A 20,134-nucleotide genomic window follows, 5' to 3' on the forward strand; every position below is an offset into this window, starting at 1 on the left:
GGTGGCTGCCCCGATTAATGGCTGAACATACAATTGTCTTGTTCAACATTGGGGGCAATTTCGGGCAGTAAACAACAAGCCCAAGACTTGCTTTATTTGGGTTACTCTCCCATCCTCAGCTATAAGTGATAAGTGATAAGTGATAAGTGATAAGTGATAAGTGCTAAGTGCAAGATGAGACTCTATCGACTGTACCTGTAAGTGATTAGTCGTTACTAGGTGCTCACAGTGAGTCGTGTTAGGTGAAGTACAGGTAAACATAGGCCTTTATAGCGCTTAATGAGTTTCCGTTAAGAGGTTCATCATCATGAACTCCGCGCTACCAACACGTAACGGCGACAATGCGACCTCATACAAACAGATGGACATAATTTAGTTAAGTCGTTTTGGTCATAATCCAAATTAGTGTTAGAGGTTGGCTGCAATATTGCTGAGTATTTTTTGATGCATCAAAACGAGAGTGGTTAAGTATGAGGAAAACATCGAAAAGAAACACGTCAGAGCAGGTTGGCTTTGCAAAAATTAACGTCCAAAAAGGTGCTTTGTGGGGCGAGCAAACACAGCGCTCGCTAGCATTTTTTAACATTGGAAGTCAGCATTTTGATCTAGGCTTCATTAAAGTGCTTGTTAACATTAAGCGTGCTTGCGCTGAAATAAATTACAGTCACTCCTTACTCTCGGCTAGCCAACACAGTGCAATCTTATTTGCTTGCGATGAAATTATACAGGGTGACTATGGCGCTCAGTTTCCACTTTCTATTTGGCAGACAGGTTCTGGTACCCAGACCAATATGAATGTCAATGAAGTGATAAGTCGCCTGGCTAGTGACCATTTAGTTGCTGCAGAGCTTAATGGTCAAGCTATAGGGCAGCCAAGCAACAGTATTCACCCTAATGATCACGTCAATTTATCTCAATCTTCTAATGATGTGTTTCCCACTGCTATGCATATTATCGTGGCGCAGCAAACTCAAGATGTTCTTTTACCTGCCATAGACTTACTTGAGTGCGAGTTCTCCTCAAAGCAAAATGAATTCAAGGGGGAGTATACAGTTGGACGAACACACTTAATGGATGCGCTACCTATCAATGCCAGCTCCTGTCTATCGGCATATGGGAGTCAACTTACTTTTGCAAAGCAAGCGATACAAGAGAGCCTGAAGGGTTTATATCAATTGGCGCTAGGGGGAACGGCGATAGGTTCTGGATCGAATGCTCCGCCATTATTTGGCCAACAGGTCATCAGTTTACTGGCTAAACATTATCGTCAGCCATTCATGCAATCAGCTAATTTGTATGCTGCAGTATCGGGTGAGGATGCGTTATTGCGCTACAGCAGCGCCCTTAAGCAATTAGCTGCAGTATTACAGAAAGTCGCAAATGATTTCCGCTTACTCGGCAGTGGGCCACGTTGTGGTTTAAACGAATGGCTATTGCCCGCAAATGAGCCAGGGAGCTCAATCATGCCTGGTAAGGTTAATCCCACTCAATGTGAGGCATTAAGCATGGTGTGTTTGCAAGTATTTGGCAACGACCTTACGGTATCGCTAGCGAGTTCCAATGGACAATTACAACTGAATACTTACCGCCCGGTAATTATCCATAATGTATTGCAAAGTATAGAGCTGTTATCTGACGCTATGGTGTCTTTTGCTAAAAATTGCGTGCGAGGGCTACGGCAGAATCTGGTTCAAATTGACAAGAATATGTCGAACAATTTATCTGTCATAACATTGCTAATGCCCATATTGGGATATGATAAAGCGACGCAAATTGTTCAGACTGCAGCACATAGGAATATCACTCTCGCTCAAGCGGCTGAATATCTAAATTTGATGGACCAGAAACAATTCCAATTGTTATTACAAAAACAACTAGATGAAATGTTGCCTAAGTAGTGACAAGTTTACAAGTCAGCCGCCTAGCTTGATAAATCACCTAAAGTGAACCAGACTTTACTATGACAAGATTTTCTTGCCATAGCCTCAAGGTCACAATCATGTCGTCACCTAATGACCCTCTCCCACCTGAAGACAGTTCAGACAATGCCGCTCCCTATAGCAGCTTTGTAAAAAGCGTAAAAAACCATGCGATAGAGACTCAACAGTTTTTCACCCGCAGCGGTATGAAAAATGTGCTCTTAATCGCATTACTTTTGATTATCGTTACGCTCTTTTGGCAGGCTGTTTATACCGTCCCTAGTGACTCTGTCGCAGTTGTGCAGCGTTTTGGTAAGTTCCATTTAGAAATACAACCGGGTCTACACTTCAAATTTCCTTTAGGTATTGATAAAGCGACGATTGTTCCGGTCAAGCGACAGTTAAAGCAAGAGTTTGGTTTTACTACCCCTGGAGCCAGAGATCCCTTTCAAGGCTCCGTGGAAGCCGACGGTGAGCTAGAAACGCAGATGGTTACCGGTGACTTAAATGCGGCATTGGTTGAATGGGTCGTTCAGTATCGTATAGCCGAACCTATCAAGTTTTTATTCGAAGTACGCTCCCCTAGCGCCACGCTACGTGATGTCTCTGAGTCCGTTATGAGAGAAGTTGTCGGTGATCGTACTGTGGATGAGGTAATTACTATTGGCCGACAAGAAATTGAATCTGAAGCGCTCGATAAAATGCAGGCGCTGACGACCAAATATGCCATGGGGATCAATATTGATCAGGTGCAGCTTAAAAATATTAATCCTCCTAAACCGGTACAGGAATCGTTTAATGAGGTAAACCAAGCCCAGCAAGAAAAAGAAAAGCTGATTAATGAGGCTCGTCGAGATTACAACAAAGTCATTCCTTTAGCTGAAGGTGAAAAGGATCAGCGGATCCGTGAGGCTGACGGCTACCGCCTGAAAAGAATTAATGAAGCACAAGGTGATGTTGCTCGATTTAATGCGTTATTGGGACAGTACAGTAAAGCCCCTGAAGTGACACGTCAGCGGATTTACATCGAGACCATGCAGACGGTGTTGCCCGCTATTGAGTCAAAAATCATCATTGATGAACAAACTCGCAATGTTTTGCCTTTTTTAGATCTTAAACCTAAGCAAGACAAACAGGGGTTGGCTCATGAAAAAGATTAGTTCAGCGGTTGCCTTTATTGTCATCGTTTTTAGCTTGCTTGCTTTGGTTGGTTCGCTTTATACGGTAAGTGAAGTAGAGCAGGTGATTATTACCCAATTTGGAAAACCGGTAGGAGAACCGATAACTGACGCGGGGCTCAATATAAAAATCCCCTTCATACAGGAGGTTAACGCTATCGATAAACGCGTACTAGAGTGGGATGGTGATCCGTCCGATATGCCAACTAAAGATAAACTTTATTTCTCAGTCGATTTATTTGCGCGCTGGCGAATAACCGATCCATTACAGTATTTTTTGCGTTTACGTGATGAGCGCAGTGCTCAGTCGCGACTTGATGACATTTTGGGGAGTGAAACACGCAATGCGGTAGCGAAGCATGAATTGATTGAAATTATTCGTACCACAAAAAATAGGCAGCCTTTAAGGGATGGTCAAACGATAGAGGCTGTGAGCGACTTAACACTAGGGAATTTAGTGCCGATCACCAAAGGACGTCAGGTGATTGAAGAGGAAATATTTTCCGCTGCGACAGATAAAGTCCGAGTGTTTGGTATTGAGCTATTGGATATTCGCTTTAAGCGTATTAACTATAACGCCAGCGTAAGACCTAAAATTTATGATCGTATGATCAGTGAAAGACGTCAAATTGCAGAGCGCTTTCTTTCTGAAGGATATGGAGAAGCGGCGAGGATTAGAGGTAATCGTGTCCGTGACCTAAATAAGATCCAATCTGAAGCTTATCGTGATGTGGAGGAAATTCGAGGCTCTGCTGATGCCAAAGCGGCAGAGATATATGCGCTGGCGTATAACCAAAGTCCTCAAGCGGTGGGTTTATATGAGTTTACGCGCACAATGCAGTCTTATCAGTCAATCATGGCTGAAAATACGACTTTAGTCATATCCACCGAGAGCGATTTATTCAAGTATCTAAAGGGAGTATATCCACCAGAGGCGATAACATCCGCACCTAAGCAACAATGAACAAAAAGCAGTTCCAACCCGATGAGCGCGGTCACCCCACCCAACTTCCTAAAGAGTATGTTGACTGGATAACCCAGCCGATAACCCGATTTTTGCATATTGAAGCCGCTGCTGGCACGGTGTTGTTGTTTTTTACCCTAGCGGCTTTAGTGCTGTCTAATTCTATATGGGCTGAAACTTTTCTGTCATTGTGGGACGTTCCTGTTGGTATCACTGTGGGAACAATCGAATTTACACGTTCGCTGCGCGAGTGGATCAATGATGCATTGATGACCTTGTTCTTTTTCTTAATTGCACTGGAGCTGAAGCGAGAAATCATATTAGGGGAGCTAAAAACACCGCGTTTAGCGATGCTATCTATCAGCGGAGCTGTTGGTGGTATGTTGGTTCCAGCCTTGCTCTATTTAAGTCTTCAATTAGATCAGCCTGGCCAGTATGGCTGGGGGACTGTGATGGCAACCGATACCGCATTTGTTATTGCTTGTCTCACGTTACTTGGCCCTCGTATTCCGAAAAGTTTACGGGTCTTTATGCTCTCACTGGCAATCATTGACGATATTGGCGCCATCATTGTGGTGGCCGTAGGTTACGGTGAAGACATTCAGTTGCATTATATTGGGCTTGCCGTGATTGGATTCGTGCTGGTTAAAATTATGGCAGTGCTCGGGGTCCGCAATATCATGTTGTATTTTCTTGTCGGCGGGGCTATCTGGCTTGTAGTCGATGCTTCAGGAATGCACCCTACTGTGACTGGAGTGATATTGGGGTTGATGACTCCGACTAACCGTTGGGTAAGCGAAGCACGTTTATTGACGATAATAGAATGTGTTGTGCCATCTCACTCGATAGGAAAACAGGGGGTTTTTGGTGTAAAACGTAAAGTGCTCAAAACGGCTGAAGCGGCGACCAGAGAAGTACTTTCTCCCGTTGAACGTTTAGAGATGTTACTTCACCCCTGGATTGGTTTTGTCGTTATGCCTTTGTTTGCATTCGCTAATGCAGGTATCCCAATTTCTCTTTCAGAAATATCAGCTTCGTTGTTTACTGCTGTTTTTGTTGGTCTCGCAGTGGGTAAACCTATCGGCATTATCTTATTCTGCGGCTTAACAGTATGCACTGGTCTAGCGATAAAGCCGCCGGAACTTCATTGGTCATATCTTTTTGCTGGTGGCATATTGGCCGGAATTGGTTTTACCATGTCGCTATTTATTGCAAACCTAGCGTTTAATCCAGTTCTCATCAATGATGCAAAGCTTGGGATCTTGTCTGCCTCGTTATTCTCGGCATTAATGGGAATGGCATTATTAAGCTGGCTATTAAAGCGCGATACTAAGAACAAGCAGCAGGGGAAGTAGGGCACTAGGAAAGGAGTCGAGGGTTAAAGAGAAATGTAGATTGGCCCTATTTAGCAGCTCAATAAAAGTATTTAGCTGTTAAGCGAAAGCATTTAACAGCTAATTAAAAGACAGGCCCTAAACAGGGCCTGAAACACCCGATATTAAGCTGGAGTGTCGCTCGGTTGATGTGGGTTACGAGTATCTTGACCTTGTGGCAAGTTACGCAGTAACACGGCTTTTTCAAGCTCAACACCAGCTGGTACGTCTAGGAATACAAAGTGACCTGAACCTAGACCGGCCTCAACACTTTCACCTTTACGGTTAATTAGGCTATCAACTTTGATGGTTAAGTTACCCTGTGGCGTCATCACTTCAACGCTGTCGCCCACTAGGAACTTGTTCTTTACATCCACTTCAGCAAGGCCCGCTTCATTACGAACGCCGGTAAACTCACCAACAAACTGCTGAGTATCACTGATTGAATAGCCATAATCGTAGTTTTGATATTCATCATGTACGTGACGACGTAAGAAACCTTCGGTATAACCTCTGTGCGCTAGACCTTCTAGGTTGTGCATCAAAGTACGGTCAAAATCTTTACCTGCCGCAGCATCTTCAATCGCTTGACGATAAAGCTGGGCGGTACGTGCAACATAGTAGAAAGATTTAGTACGGCCTTCGATTTTCAGTGAATCTACGCCCATTTTTGTTAGACGATCAACATGCTGAATCGCGCGTAAGTCTTTAGAGTTCATGATGTAGGTACCATGCTCATCTTCAAACGCTGGCATGTATTCACCAGGGCGACCTGCTTCTTGTAGCAAGACGATTTGGTCAGATGGCTGACCTGCGCCTAATGTTGGCGTTTCAATCTGTACGTCTGGGTTAACGGCAATAATGTCACCGCTTTCATTTTGCTTAGCCTCATGAACATCGTACTTCCAGCGACAAGCATTGGTGCATGTACCTTGGTTAGGATCACGCTTGTTGATGTAACCAGAAAGCAGGCAACGGCCAGAATAGGCCATGCATAATGCGCCGTGAACGAACACTTCTAGTTCGATATCAGGGCAACGTTGACGAATCTCTTCGATTTCATCAAGTGATAGCTCACGCGAAAGGATCACACGCTTAATGCCTTGTGATTCCCAAAACTTAACCGATGCCCAGTTAATGGCATTAGCTTGCACTGATAAATGCACCACTTGATCAGGAAACGCTTCGCGTACCATCATGATAAGACCAGGATCTGACATGATTAACGCATCAGGCTGCATCGCAACCACAGGCTCCATATCTTTGATATACGTCTTAAGCTTGGCGTTATGCGGCGCGATGTTGCTCACCACATATAGCTTCTTGTTTAAGCTATGGGCTTCTTTAATACCCGCAGCTAAGTTTTCCATCTTAAAGTCGTTATTACGCACGCGAAGACTATATCTTGGCTGGCCGGCATAAACAGCATCGGCGCCATAGGCAAAGGCGTAACGCATATTTTTTAATGTACCAGCAGGGGACAATAGCTCAGGTTTAAACATAATAGCTTCTCTGTTAACGGATAAGGGTTCGACAATCGGCCGCGCATTTTACTTAATGCAGCAGGGCTAATGCAAGAAAGTCAGCCGCACATAATAATTGGATTTGAGTGGATCTGAGTCATTTATTATAAAACCTTGTGATCTATGCGACATTTTTCGAGCGGTTTTACTGAAAATGTACCATCTGATTAAGTATTGACCCATTAAAGTGATTTTGCACGTAACTAAAAGCGTTCTACTGATATACTCGAACCGCTGCAAATTAATACGGTTTATAAGGGAGTTGAGATGTCTACAGAACATCAAGTATTAGTTGGTTTATTAAAAAAATTAAAGTCAGACTCTTTGGTGTTACCGACCTTGCCTGAAGTGGCGATGCGAGTACAAGAAGTGGTGGGCCAAGAAGACGTTAGTCTAAAAGATGTCGCGAGTATTATCGGTCAAGATGCGGCAATTTCTGCCAGAGTTATTCGCATCGCAAATAGTGCTATGTATAGCCGTGGGGTTCCTGCTGATAACGTCAATGCAGCAATCAATCGTATTGGGTTGATGCAAATTAAATCCATCGTGACATCGGTCGCGATGGAGCAACTTTTTATTTCAACCAACCAAATGGTTTGGGAAGTGATGGATGAGGTATGGAGTTCATCCATTGATGTGACTGCCGCAGCATGCGCGATGTTGCAGAGCTACAATGCTAATCATCCGGGTAGCAAGTTAAACATCGACACGATGACGTTAGCAGGCCTAGTGCATAATATCGGCGCGTTACCGGTACTAACTGAAGCTGAAGCACAACCTGAGCTATTTAATAGCATAGAAATGCTACGAGCATTAGTGAAAAAGCTGCAAGGCCCACTTGGGCGCGCGGTACTAAAAAGTTGGGAGTTCTCACCCGATGTAATGCAAGTGGTCGAGCGCTGGGCAGATTTGACCTATAACTCAGAAAAGCTGAGTTACTTAGACTTTATTCGCGCGGCGGCCTTCTATACAGGAGAGCTTAAGGCTGGCGTGGACTTAGAACAAAGAATGGGATTTTTTATCGAGCGTGGTTTACCTGTGTCGACTGAAGAGTTAACTGGTGAACAATTTATTGAAGCATACCAATCAATTAAAGCAAGTTACGAATAATACCTCTGTTTAAACCAAAATTGATATTGCAAGTTAAACTATAGTGGTGGCTGGCGCTGGAGTTACGGGTCACTATAGTTTATAACTTAATAACTCAAACTCAATTAACGGTTAAAGTACTCATTGATGGACAGTTTTTGGATGATCTCCATTGTGTGTTTGTTGCTACTCATTTTATTAGTATGCGCACTTTGGCGGCAGCAAAAACTTCGTCATTTTGTTAATCAGCTGCGTAAATCTTTTGAGCTACACGGCTTTACTTTTCCCGCTAACAACTCTTTATCGGCGCAGCTGAGTGGGCTATCTGACTCTGTGGGAAAGTTACATATTCAGAGTCTGCAAGCCGTGCGGGATAAATTGACAGACCTTGATAACCGTTTAAGCATGAAGCGTAAAATGGCTGAGTTAATGCCATTAGATAAAGGCAGCCTGGTTCTTTTGGATATCTATCGCTTTCGTTACGTTAATGATCTGTTTGGCTTTAATTTTGGCGATGAGCTACTAAAGCAGATGGCGGCAAGAGTAAAAGATTTATCTCCCGATGGGTCTTTGATAGCAAGAATGAATGAAGATGAATTCCTCATTTACTTCACCAGCGCAATGTCGCCACTACAGCTACAGCAACTGATTGATAAGTTACAGCTCCCTTACGATATTTTTGGCAGTATCATTACCACTAGAGTACAAGTGGGCCATTTAGCTTTGGAACCCTTTCATAGTGATATCAGCACTATGCTGCGACGGTTAGATTTAGCGCTTAAAAAAGCTAAGACTCATGATGTTGCCTTATCTGAATATCTATTGGGTGATGATGCGGTGCAGCTTAGAGAAGTCTCCATTATTAATAGTTTGGCAAAGGCGTTGCGTGATGGCGAGCTTTATATGGTTTATCAGCCAAAGCAGAGTTTTCCTAAAGGAGACTGCCAGCAAGTTGAAGCATTAATGCGTTGGCAGCATCCACAACTAGGTAGCATTTCACCGGCCGAGTTTATTCCACTTGCAGAGTATTCCGGTATGATCGATATCGTCAGCCAATGGGTACTCGATGAGGTGTTTGCCCAGCAGGCATTATGGCACCAAAATGACATTAAACTTCAGGTGGCGGTCAACCTGTCGACGCAAGACTTACGTAGCGCATCTTTGATAACAGGTATAGAAGCGAGGCTAAAGCAGCATCAACTCGAGGCGAGCGCCATCTCGATTGAAATCACTGAAAGTAAATTGATGCAAGATCTCGATGGTGCTGTCGCAACGATTAACCATCTGCGTCAGCTTGGCGTCGATGTTGCGATTGATGACTTTGGGACTGGTCATTCTTCTTTAGCTTACCTTAAGTACTTACCTGTCGATGAAGTGAAGATTGATAAAGCCTTTTTGGATGATTTAGAAATTGATGCAAGAGCCCGGCATATTATGGATACCAGCATCCGTTTGGCCAAAGGGTTAGGCTTTAAGGTCACTGTAGAAGGGGTCGAAACCGAAGATATTTTACAGTTATTACTGGGTATGGGAGTGGATAAAATCCAAGGAGATATTTTTTCTCAACCGTTAAAGCCAAAAGAGCTAGAGTCACGTTGGCCTAAATTAAGTGGTATAGGCTAGTCATACCAAGCTCAACAAGTTGTCGATAAAGGTGAGTTTGTGGAACATTACCCCACCTTTATATCCTACAAGTTAGCCATCCTCTACAAGATAACAGCTTCAGCAAAGGCCTCACTCAGGCGTTCAATGAGTAATAGTGGCATGGGGCTGAGTTGACGTTTCTTGTTCATGCACACCATCTCAATTTGCGCGGTTACCGCAGGTTTCTTACCGTTTGGACGCCAGATCTCTTGTAACCATACGGTGCGATATTTACTCTCGAAGTAGAACTTGGTTCGAATATCAATAATATCAGCAAACTCAACACCATCATGGCAGAGCATATCGCTGCGATAGACTGCAAAACCTAAGTCATGTTCATCCCATAAGCTGGCCAAGCTATTTGCTCCAATAACGTGTTCTCGGGCGCGTTCGAAGTACTTTAAAAAATTAGGGTGGTAGACCACGCCTGAAAAATCGGTATCTTCATAATAGATTTGTACAGGAAAGTGATAAGTTTTACTTTGCTGAATAGGCTTAGCGTCATTGGCTTTAGGGGGGATAGCGTTAGGGTGCGACATAGTTATTTAGTGGAGTCTTTGATGCTGTAGGGTATTGGTAGACAAGCTTAACATAGTCTTTGGTTTGGCCAAGGAGTATTGGTAAACAAGCTTAACATAGCCTTTGGTTTGGCCAAGGAGTATGGGTAGACAAGCATGACATAGTTTTTGGTTTGCCAAGGAGTATGGGTAGGCAAGCATGACATAGTCTTTGGTTTGGCCAAGGAGTATGGGTAGACAAGCATGACATAGTCTTTGGTTTGGCCAAGGAGTATGGGTAGACAAGCATGACATAGTCTTTAGTTTGCCAAGGAGTAAATTCACTAAATGTACAAATTGTGAGTTTTATTTGAGTTTTCAGCAAAACATCCATTAGAATAATCTTATTGAGTTGCTTATTGAGTTGCTTATTGAAAAGAGCTTTTTTGAAAGCCTTATCACTGAAAATAGTCTCATCAAGAGACATCTAATGGAGTTATATTAAGATGGCAGAGAAGATCATTGAACTAAAAACACATATGGGTGAAGGCTGGAAGATCACTAGTCAAGTAAGAGAACACCTACTGGTAATCGATCAGCCGACAGCGGGTAACGAAGGGGCAAACCCTTTGGAGACGTTTATATTTTCATTGGCAGGTTGCATCTCTACCATAGCTAAAATGGTCGCTAGAGAGCAAAAAATCAAGCTTAATCAATTTGATGTGTCGATTCAAGCTCTGCTAAATACAGCGGGGTTACTGGGGCAGGATTCACCGGATCCGGTAGGCTTTAAGCATATTGATATTAATGTTGAAGTCGATGCTATGCTCAATGGTGAGCAGCTCACAAATGAACAAAAAACTCAATTTCTTGATGCCGTTTGTCATCGCTGTCCGGTGCATGACAATCTGTTAAATCCAACACTGGTAACCCATCAAGCAAGCTAATGAGCTGCTGACTCGTTAATCACCTAACGAGTCAGCATATATTCCTACCTATCTATTTATCTATGTCATTAAACCTGCTAATACCCATGAAGCATTAAATTCAACTCAAATCAAAATAAGTAAAGGGTTAACTAGACTTTAAATTTGGGGTGTTTTTGTCTATCTTTATAAAATAACAGATAAAAATATTCGTATTTAACGCTTTTACTTAAGTCTCATATTCAGTTTGATTCAATCTTGCAGCTTAGGTTAAGGTGGTATGGAGATACTCGATAGTTATTCGGGTTAGCCCCTATGTTTTTGTTAGACTTTTATATAAAAGTCGTTATTCCAGTGGGACTCATTTTCAAGGATGAATAGCTTCTTATGGATCAAAATTTAACACTTTCTCTTATTCAAAACGCCGCATTGCTATTGGCTATAGTGCTTGTGTATGACGCCTTTCCGCGAAGCAATAAGCGTGAGCTAGACTTGATGTGGCGAGTGGGTATTGGCCTGCTGGTTTCAGTTATTACTATCTCGGTTATGCTAATGCCTTGGCAATACAGTGAGGGCGTTTTCTTTGATTCAAGAAGCGTCATTTTAAGTCTTTGTGGCTTATTCTTTGGTGGTATTCCCACTTTAGTCGCAGTCACTATTAGCAGCTTATATCGATTTAGCGAAGGCGGGATTGCACTATGGTCTGGTATTGGCACCATAGTGACATCGGGTCTGATGGGCTATTTGTGGCGTAAGTACCGTAATGGGCCGATAAGTGATATCCACTTTATTGAGTTATTTGCCTTCGGTCTTATCACAAGCAGTATAATTTTACTTTGGGGGCTGACCATGCCCACAGAGATAGCTGTTAGCTTATTAAAGCAGATCACACTTCCGTTCTTGATTATTTTCCCGCTGACGACCGCAGTACTTGGCATGCTCCTGTCACGCCGTATAGAAATAGATCGCGATCAAAAAATTAAGTTACAAGATCATCTGTTATTTAAGTCGCACTTTCAGACCGGCAATATGGGGATTGCCATAACTAGCCAAGAGCATCAATGGATTAAGGTTAATCCTAATCTGTGTGAAATGCTTAAATATACTGAGCAGGAGTTGTTAGGTTTATCTTGGCCAGAGTTAATGCTTAAGCAAGATTTCCACCTCTATAAACACCACTTTAATCAGATGTTGGAAGGTGAGATTAACGAGTTTGAACTCGATATTCGCCTTATTTCAAAAGATGAAGCTCTGGTTTACACCCATATGACGGTAGCCTGTCAAAGATCACAATCTAAAGTTGAATTAGTCATTACAGGCTTGCTGAACCGAACATTACAAAAAGAAGCCGAGATGGAAAAGCTCGCGAGTCAGGAGCAGCTAGGCTTAGTTCTCGCCAGTAGTGAGTTAGGTTTTTGGGATTGGGATATTCGTCGTGACGTAATCGAACGAAATGAGCACTGCGCTGAGCTGCTAGGTTGTGATGTCGATGCCTTAAATAAAGATCCGAAACGGTGGTTGAATGCTATTTATCCTGAAGACCGAGTGGAGGTATTAAAGTCGATTGATGCGCACTTAAGTGGTGAAACTGAGCAATATAAAATGGAATACCGCATCCATAGTCAAAATAATCAGACTTTGTGGATCTTAGATACCGGTAAGGTAATGAGCCGTGATGAAAACGGTAACCCGATAAGAATGTGCGGTATCCATACCGATATCACCGACAGGAAACAAGTTGAAGAGTCATTAAAGCTAGCCGCGTCAGTGTACAACAACAGCAGCGAAGCGATGAGTGTACAAGATGAGCAAGGTGTGATTCTCAATATCAATGCCGCATTTACCGATATTACTGGCTACAGTGAAGCAGAAATTAAACAGCAGAATATTAAGATCCTCCAATGTAATCGTAATAATCGTAGTGCCTACGAGCAGATGAACCTAGCCATAGAGGAGCTCGGTCGCTGGCAGGGGGAGGTGTGGCTGAGGCGCAAAAATGGTGAAGAGTTTGTGGTTTGGTTAACGCTTAATGTCTTATTTGATACTAAGGCACAGACTCAACGCAGAGTCGCGCTGTTTTCTGATATCACAGAAAAAAAGCAAGCGGAGCAAATTATCTGGAAACAGGCCAATTACGACCCGTTAACAGGTCTGCCGAACAGGCGTATGTTGCTAGATTATCTGAGTGCAGAAATCCTAAAGTCAGACAGCCGTGAGCAACATTTTGCGCTAATGTTCATCGATTTAGATTACTTTAAAGAAGTAAACGATACCTTAGGGCATGACATGGGGGACACCTTACTCGCTGAAGCGGCAAAGCGTCTTAAAGCCTGTATAAGAGAAACTGATGTGGTGGCTAGATTAGGTGGTGATGAGTTTACTGTGGTGCTGTCGGGGATCTCCGATATTAAAGGGGTCGATAAAGTCGCGAAACAGATATTAGCGCGCATCGCAGAGCCTTATTGTTTAGGTGAAGAGACTGCATATATTAGCGCCAGCATTGGTATTACACTTTATCCCGATGATGCTGAAACCATTGAAGGCTTACTCAAGCATGCCGATCAAGCTATGTATGCCGCAAAGGATGAAGGCAGAAACCGCTTTCATTACTTCACACCGTCTATGCAGCGGTACGCTAAACATAGAATGCGTTTAATTCAAGATTTACGTCATGCCATTGCCAATCATGAGTTTGAGCTTTTTTACCAGCCGATTGTTAGTTTGCAGCAAGACGATAAATTAAAGGCTGAAGCCCTCATTCGCTGGCGTCACCCTAAACGCGGCTTAGTTTCTCCCATCGAGTTTATTGCGGTAGCAGAGGAAACAGGGCTTATTATTGAGATTGGTAACTGGGTTTTTCAGCAAGCCGCTAGGCAGAGTGCACGATGGCGGGACAGGTTTGGTGTCGAGGTGCAGATTAGTATTAATAAATCTCCGGTTCAATTTAGAGATGAGGGAGAAAGCTTTGAGTCCTGGGCTGCTCTGCTAAAGACATTGAAGTTAACTAATAATAACATCTGTATTGAGATCACTGAGGGCTTATTGCTTGATGGCAACAGTGCTATTTCCGCTAAGCTTGCACAATATCGTGAGTCAGGTATACAAGTGTCGTTGGATGATTTTGGAACGGGCTACTCTTCACTGGCATACCTTAAGAAATTTGAGATAGATTACTTGAAGATTGACCAATCTTTTACCCGGAATCTTGACAGCAATAGTGACGACTTTACATTATGCGAAGCGATTATTGTGATGGCGCATAAATTGGGTATGAAAGTGATTGCCGAAGGCGTCGAGACTGACTACCAACGTAAGGTGTTAACCGATGCTGGCTGTGATTATGGCCAGGGCTACCTATTTTCAAGACCCGTCCCGGTTGAAGAGTTTGAACAAAGCTTTATTGAGGCGGCATATAAAGTAACAGAAAAAAGTACGGCCTGATTTCGGCTATTTACTTTGATTGCTATAATCTCACGCAGTATTTTGCTAGACTCCGCGCTCACTTTTATTCCCTGTACTCTTACAGTATTGAGCCTACCATGAACTTTGATGCATTCGATTTACATTCCAAAATATTAGATGCAGTTTCTGCGCGCGGTTACCAGCAATTGACTCAAGTTCAATCGCAGGTATTACCTGTAGCGATGGAAGGCAAAGACATTATGGCCTGCGCGCAAACCGGAACCGGTAAAACCGCTGCGTTCGCCTTGCCGTTACTTAATACGTTAATCAAGGAATATAACCTCTTTACTGAAGAGAGTGCAGGAGCTGCACATCAGTCGAAGGTTAAGGTGTTAGTGCTTACCCCAACCCGTGAACTTGCGATCCAGGTTGCCGACAATATCACGGCTTACGCTCAGTTTTTGCCATTCAAAACAACCGCTGTTTATGGTGGTTCAAATATGAACCCACAGCGCAAAGCGCTGCAAGCGGGTGTCGATATTTTAGTGGCGACGCCAGGGCGCTTGTTTGATCATATTGGTCAGTTTGGTTTAGATCTGTCGAACGTCACTCATCTGGTTGTTGATGAAGCTGACCGCATGTTGGATTTAGGCTTTGTTCGTGATATCGAAAAAGTTAAAAAGCTGGTGGCGGCAAGGCACCAAACGCTATTTTTCTCTGCCACTTATAGTGAAGCGGTTAAAACGCTAGCCGAGAAAATGTTGTTAGCACCTGAGTGGATTAATGTGGCGACGTCGGCCACGGCAAGTCTGATCACTCAAGAAGTTTATTTGGTTGATAAACGCCGTAAAGCCGAGTTACTTTCAGAGCTTATTGGTCGCAATAACTGGCAACAAGTATTAGTGTTTGTCAGCACTAGAGAAAGTGCTGAGCATTTGCACGCTGAATTAAAGCTTGATGGCGTGAAAAATGCGGTTTTCCACGGCGAAAAAACGCAAGGTGCGCGCAACCGTGCATTAGAAGAGTTTAAAACTGGTAAATTACGTGTCATGGTGGCAACCGATGTTGCTGCTCGTGGTCTAGATATTGAAGCACTGCCTTTAGTGATTAACCTAGAGTTGCCTTTTGCCGCTGAAGATTATGTGCATCGCGTTGGTCGTACTGGCCGCGCAGGTTTAGCTGGACGCGCGATTTCATTTGTATCGCCGCAAGACAGAGAAATGCTGCAAGAAATCGAACTGTTAATTGAGCAGACTTTACCTTGTATTACTTTACCGGGCTACGAAGAGGGGGCCGCTTTGCCTGCTCGTTATCGCGATGTCGTGGTTAAGCCTGTTAAAGAGAAAGGTCATAACAAACGTAAATATGAAGATAAAAACCGTACTGCAAAAAACGCAGTAGGGAAAAGCAATATTCGCGGCGCAACCTCAGGAAAAAGTAGTTACGGTCGCTCGAAGGATAAAGCTAAGAAATAGTGCACATATTGCATAATTTACTCTAATTTAAAGTGAACATATCTAGCGCTAGAATGTTCACTTTTTTATGGGCTAAAGTTTGTCTTTGCAACAGGAAGTGAAAATATATAGAAAGTGTCAGCGCTTTTGATGAGGTAAGAATGGAATCTAAATTATTGAAGATAAAACTTAAGCTTGGCTCTAGAGAAAAGCTAGACAATTTGATCTGCTATATGCGAGAAAATATTGAATTCCCTAAGAGTGAGATGGGTCAAAAAGGCTATTATTGGGACAGTGTTTTCTATGAATCATCTCGAGATCATGAGCATATTTATATCGTCATCAAATCAGTCAACTTTGCTCAAATAATGCTGGACGAATCGATGCTGCTCCATACACCATTTAGAGAGGTTTATGAGAAGTTTAGGCAAGAGTGCTGGATGGATGAACCTTATACTGACATTGACGCAACCGCTTGTTTTAACTCGTCGATGCAATTTTCTATTTAGTTGTAATTTCAATTAATCCGCGAAGAGACACAAAAAAGCGTACAGTAGATAAACTCGACTGCACGCTTTTTATTTTATTAATCTAAGGTGTAATTGCTAGCCAATCAGCAATTACAGACTCAATTAGAATTCAGCTTTGATCCATACTAGGCGGTGATCAGAAGAAATATCTTTGCCGTTGCCGTATTTGCCGACACTATCATCATTCATTAGCATATAGCCATCTTCGAAGCTTGCTGGCCAGAATACACCTGAGTCAGTGATGTTGAGATCGTTAGATGGAATGGCGTGGTCAACACGTAGGCCAAATGTGCTGGTGATACGATCTGGGTAAAGACTATCACCACAATCACCTAGTGCCACACATTCCGTTGAACCTAGGCTGTTTGGCGCGTAAACACCATCAGTCGCTAGTACATTTACACGATTGTGGTTCATCAGCTGCTGAATTGATTCTAGGAAGCCATCACCATTTTCTGGGTCGGCATTAAGATCGCCCATGACCACGAAAGATGCATCTAAACCTAAACCACCTTTAACACCCGCATCATCGTAAATGTAGTCAGCATTTGATACATAGTCGCTCCAGAACTTGATTTCTGCACTATTTAACAACTTGTTGTTTTCTGTGACGGTATCAAATACGGGTGGCGTTGGGTGAGACAGAAGTAGGTGAACCACTTTCTCGCCGTCTGCTGTAGGGATAAGGATTGGTGCATCAACGTGGTTTTTAGAAGATAGTGGTTTTTCTGCCCACGCTTCAGCTGTGTACCATTCATCACCACACTTCATGCCTGCTGGGATAGGGTTCTTATCATCGTCGCAATTAACGATAGTAGGATTTGTTTCACCCGGCATATCTTTCCATTTAAAGTCTTGGAAAGTACGGATGTTAGCTGTGTCGATTGGGTACTGTGATAGTAGGCCAAACGCATATTGACCGTGGTAGAAACCAAAACCCCAAGCGTCACCAGGTAGTGCTACCTTGCCATTACGGTCTAAATCAAACTCACTTAACAGACCTGTATTGGTTGAGAAGTTTTCAGCATAAGCGAATTGGATCGGCTCAAGCATCTTCTGTTCGTCAGATGTAGTACCTAGCGCATTTTGTGGCACAGCTAAATAATTAAGGCGGAAACCTTTAATCGCATCTTGGTTTTCACCAAGGCCGTCGTTGTTAAACTCACCCATCATGATAACGGCTGGACGCTCAGTTTGGATAATAGCGGCAACGTTACGGATTTGAATAATTTTTTCGACAACTTTTAGCTCATCAGCAGATAATTCATCGTCAAACCATTTCTGCATTAACGCTTCTTGCTCAAGTGCAGGGATCTGCATCTCAGTGACTAGCTGTTCGAAAGTACTACGATCAAAAGAAAGATTATAAGTAGCGAACTTAACCGTTGTTGGCTCTGTTGGCTCTGGTGGATAAATATTAGTTGTTTCGTCATTACATCCTGCTAATAACGCAACAGAGATCGCAGCAGCTGCTGCAGTTTTAAGTAATTTCATGTTTTTGACCCATCAATTGTAATTATAATAACGAGCTCATTTAGTTGAGCTTCGCTGATATTCTATACAGCTGTACATTGCATGAAAATGAATCTCGGCAAAAGTAACGTCTGAGTGATGGTTTTATCAGCTTAAGTTGCCGGCGTGGTTGCTTTTTGTTGGGCTCGTGTGTTTACTGTGTAAATGCCATGTATCTCGCTAGGTTGGTGTTAGCTGTTGGTTGTTTAGTTGTTGCTTATCTAATTGCATCTTAATTTGTTTTTAAGATGAATATGATCTGATAGTGTAATGGCATTGATAAAATAGGAGTGTGTAAGTGAGCAGAACCCTTAGGATTAATATAATTGTTGCTGCCATTTTTCTATGTGGTTGCTCTCAATTAGATCACAGGCCACAAGGCGACAAAATAGCTGTAAGCCCTGATAACGCCGATAGTTTTTATGTTAGAACTCAGGTTCAACCATGTGATTATCCATGGTTTAAAAAAGTAGAACAACAGCTACAAACTGGCGATGGTCAAGGACACGGCCCAGATCTCGGCTCCATGGAATGGCGCTCGGTGATAGAATTTAAATTGGGTATTGGCGGTGATGATTCTATTGTTAGTGTCGATTCTGATTTGTGGTGTGACTATATCGATAAGCAGTATATCGACTAATACTGTTTTAATGAGCACAGCTTTAACGAGCAATAGCTTTGATTAGTAGCGCTTGAGGAACACTTCCTAGACAAGTATTGGCTCTATGAATCTTGATTAGCTAAATAGCACCCGACCTGTTTCCATTAAATATCAGCCATCTTTATCTCAACATAATATGATGCCAATATACGGGTATGCGTGACATTCACGCGCATTAACGATTAGAATCTTTGGCTATTCGATAGATAGAGTTCATGTCATGATCCAGAAAATTATTCCTACTAATGTCATCACCGGTTTTTTAGGTGTCGGCAAGACTTCCTTTATCAAAAACTTGTTACAGCATAAACCTAAAGGAGAAGTGTGGGCGGTTCTGGTGAATGAGTTTGGTGAAATAGGTATTGATGCAGGCTTACTCGATAACGGCAACGAACAGGTGCAGATTAAAGAGGTGGCGGGAGGGTGTATGTGCTGCGCTGCGGGCTTGCCTATGCAGGTGGCAATAAACCAGTTAATTGCAAAAGCCAAACCCGATAGGTTACTGATTGAACCTACAGGCTTAGGTCATCCTAAAGAGGTGCTTAAGGTATTAACTCAGCCACATTATCAACACGTTTTGGCGATGAAGGCGTGTGTGACCTTAGTCGATGCGAGAAAACTCAATGATAGCCGTTATACCGAACATGAGATCTTTAATCAGCAGCTGCAAGTTGCGGATGTTGTCATAGCCAGCAAGACCGACTGTTATCCAGTCACTTTGATTGACTCCTTGATTGACTATTTAGCTGTCATTAACGGCTCTCTTATTAATAGCCCCGTTATTAGGGGCTCGAACGAAGAAGGTCAAACGACCTCAAGCTTGCCCGTTATTCCTTGGAGCTTAAAGCAAGCTGATGAGAGTCATGCATCGATAATGTCTTTGCTTGAAGGGGCTCACCAAAACAAGAGTGCGGCTACGGAGCAGGCACTAAAATCGCAAGAAGCATTACAAGCACTATCACCAGAAGTATCGGCCACTCAGGCGCCGCGCCTGATGGATATCCACTATAGTCCGCTATTTTCAGAGGCTGCAACTAAACAGCGTGTTGAATTTAATGATCGTGGCCTCCTTTGCATGAGCAATCAAGGGGAGGGTTTTTATAGTTGCGGTTGGGTGTTTGACCCAAGTTATGAGTTCGACTTTGATCGGTTGCTGGCATTAATAAGCAACTTACAGGTCGCGCGCATTAAAGCTGTGATGATCACCGAAGAGGGGATTGCGGGTTTTAATGGTGTCGATGGTGAGTTATCAATCGTTGAGCTTGATGATGCAATGGACTCTCGAATTGAGCTGTTGTCGATGTCAGCCATTGGCGCAGCCGATTTAGAAAAGGCGTTATTAGGCGCTGCGACTCGACTGAACGGCTAAATCCATTGGCGGCTTAAGGCTCAGTATTAGGTAGCAGTACTACATGTTTAGTGCTTAGTACGAATATAAATACCCATCAAGAATAATAATTAG

General features: G+C 43.0%; 15 protein-coding genes. 12 read left to right on the forward strand and 3 right to left on the reverse strand.

Going from position 1 to position 20,134, the window contains the following annotated elements:
• Positions 1-470 precede the first annotated feature (470 nt).
• From ACVBIU_RS06695 to nhaA, 4 genes are all read left to right on the forward strand, one after another.
• Positions 471-1,898, forward strand: a complete 1,428-nt coding sequence (locus tag ACVBIU_RS06695; RefSeq protein WP_447160078.1) for a class II fumarate hydratase — start codon at positions 471-473, stop codon at positions 1,896-1,898.
• Between the two features lie 227 nt (positions 1,899-2,125).
• Positions 2,126-3,079: an FtsH protease activity modulator HflK gene (gene hflK, locus ACVBIU_RS06700; RefSeq protein WP_447163371.1), complete on the forward strand. Its 954-nt coding sequence runs from the start codon at positions 2,126-2,128 to the stop codon at positions 3,077-3,079.
• Positions 3,066-4,061 (forward strand): protease modulator HflC, encoded by a 996-nt coding sequence (hflC, locus tag ACVBIU_RS06705; protein ID WP_447163352.1) that lies wholly within the window; start codon positions 3,066-3,068, stop codon positions 4,059-4,061. Before hflK ends, hflC begins: the two co-directional genes overlap by 14 nt.
• Positions 4,058-5,416, forward strand: a complete 1,359-nt coding sequence (nhaA, locus tag ACVBIU_RS06710) for a Na+/H+ antiporter NhaA (protein WP_447163353.1) — start codon at positions 4,058-4,060, stop codon at positions 5,414-5,416. Before hflC ends, nhaA begins: the two co-directional genes overlap by 4 nt.
• 143 nt (positions 5,417-5,559) lie before the next feature.
• On the opposite strand, the gene trhP is transcribed toward nhaA, so the two are convergent.
• Entirely contained in the window at positions 5,560-6,936 is a 1,377-nt protein-coding gene (gene trhP / locus ACVBIU_RS06715; RefSeq protein ID WP_447160075.1) for a prephenate-dependent tRNA uridine(34) hydroxylase TrhP, read from the reverse strand.
• Positions 6,937-7,224: 288 nt separating this feature from the next.
• Between trhP and ACVBIU_RS06720 the strand changes: the two genes are divergently transcribed.
• The gene (locus tag ACVBIU_RS06720) at positions 7,225-8,067 is read left to right on the forward strand and encodes an HDOD domain-containing protein (protein WP_447160074.1); all 843 of its coding nucleotides are present in this window, start codon (positions 7,225-7,227) and stop codon (positions 8,065-8,067) included.
• A 126-nt stretch (positions 8,068-8,193) separates the two neighbouring features.
• Entirely contained in the window at positions 8,194-9,669 is a 1,476-nt protein-coding gene (locus tag ACVBIU_RS06725) for a putative bifunctional diguanylate cyclase/phosphodiesterase (RefSeq protein ID WP_447163354.1), read from the forward strand.
• An 83-nt stretch (positions 9,670-9,752) separates the two neighbouring features.
• Here ACVBIU_RS06725 and ACVBIU_RS06730 read toward each other — a convergent pair whose 3' ends face one another.
• Positions 9,753-10,229, reverse strand: a complete 477-nt coding sequence (locus ACVBIU_RS06730) for a thioesterase family protein (RefSeq protein WP_447160072.1) — start codon at positions 10,227-10,229, stop codon at positions 9,753-9,755.
• 464 nt (positions 10,230-10,693) lie between these two features.
• Here ACVBIU_RS06730 and ACVBIU_RS06735 point away from each other — a divergent pair, with 464 nt between their 5' ends.
• From ACVBIU_RS06735 to ACVBIU_RS06750, 4 genes are all read left to right on the forward strand, one after another.
• Positions 10,694-11,134, forward strand: coding sequence for an OsmC family protein (locus ACVBIU_RS06735; RefSeq protein WP_447163355.1), 441 nt, complete (start codon positions 10,694-10,696; stop codon positions 11,132-11,134).
• A gap of 366 nt (positions 11,135-11,500) precedes the next feature.
• A complete protein-coding gene (locus ACVBIU_RS06740) occupies positions 11,501-14,554 on the forward strand; it encodes an EAL domain-containing protein (RefSeq protein WP_447163356.1) in 3,054 nt (1,017 codons plus the stop codon).
• Between the two features lie 98 nt (positions 14,555-14,652).
• Positions 14,653-15,990: a DEAD/DEAH box helicase gene (locus ACVBIU_RS06745; protein WP_447163357.1), complete on the forward strand. Its 1,338-nt coding sequence runs from the start codon at positions 14,653-14,655 to the stop codon at positions 15,988-15,990.
• A 140-nt stretch (positions 15,991-16,130) separates the two neighbouring features.
• On the forward strand, positions 16,131-16,478 hold the full coding sequence (locus tag ACVBIU_RS06750; protein ID WP_447163358.1) for a DUF6176 family protein: 348 nt from the start codon (positions 16,131-16,133) through the stop codon (positions 16,476-16,478).
• Positions 16,479-16,601: 123 nt separating this feature from the next.
• Here the strand turns inward: ACVBIU_RS06750 and ACVBIU_RS06755 are convergent, their stop codons facing one another.
• Complete coding sequence (locus tag ACVBIU_RS06755; RefSeq protein ID WP_447163359.1) at positions 16,602-17,993, reverse strand: endonuclease/exonuclease/phosphatase family protein; 1,392 nt, start codon at positions 17,991-17,993, stop codon at positions 16,602-16,604.
• Positions 17,994-18,309: 316 nt separating this feature from the next.
• On the opposite strand from ACVBIU_RS06755, the gene ACVBIU_RS06760 reads away from it, so the two are divergent.
• Together ACVBIU_RS06760 and ACVBIU_RS06765 are read left to right on the forward strand one after the other, a co-directional pair.
• Positions 18,310-18,651, forward strand: a complete 342-nt coding sequence (locus tag ACVBIU_RS06760) for a hypothetical protein (RefSeq protein ID WP_447163360.1) — start codon at positions 18,310-18,312, stop codon at positions 18,649-18,651.
• 241 nt (positions 18,652-18,892) lie between these two features.
• The gene (locus ACVBIU_RS06765) at positions 18,893-20,041 is read left to right on the forward strand and encodes a CobW family GTP-binding protein (protein WP_447160065.1); all 1,149 of its coding nucleotides are present in this window, start codon (positions 18,893-18,895) and stop codon (positions 20,039-20,041) included.
• Positions 20,042-20,134: the final 93 nt, after the last annotated feature.

Source organism: Shewanella sp. 30m-14, from assembly GCF_052977125.1.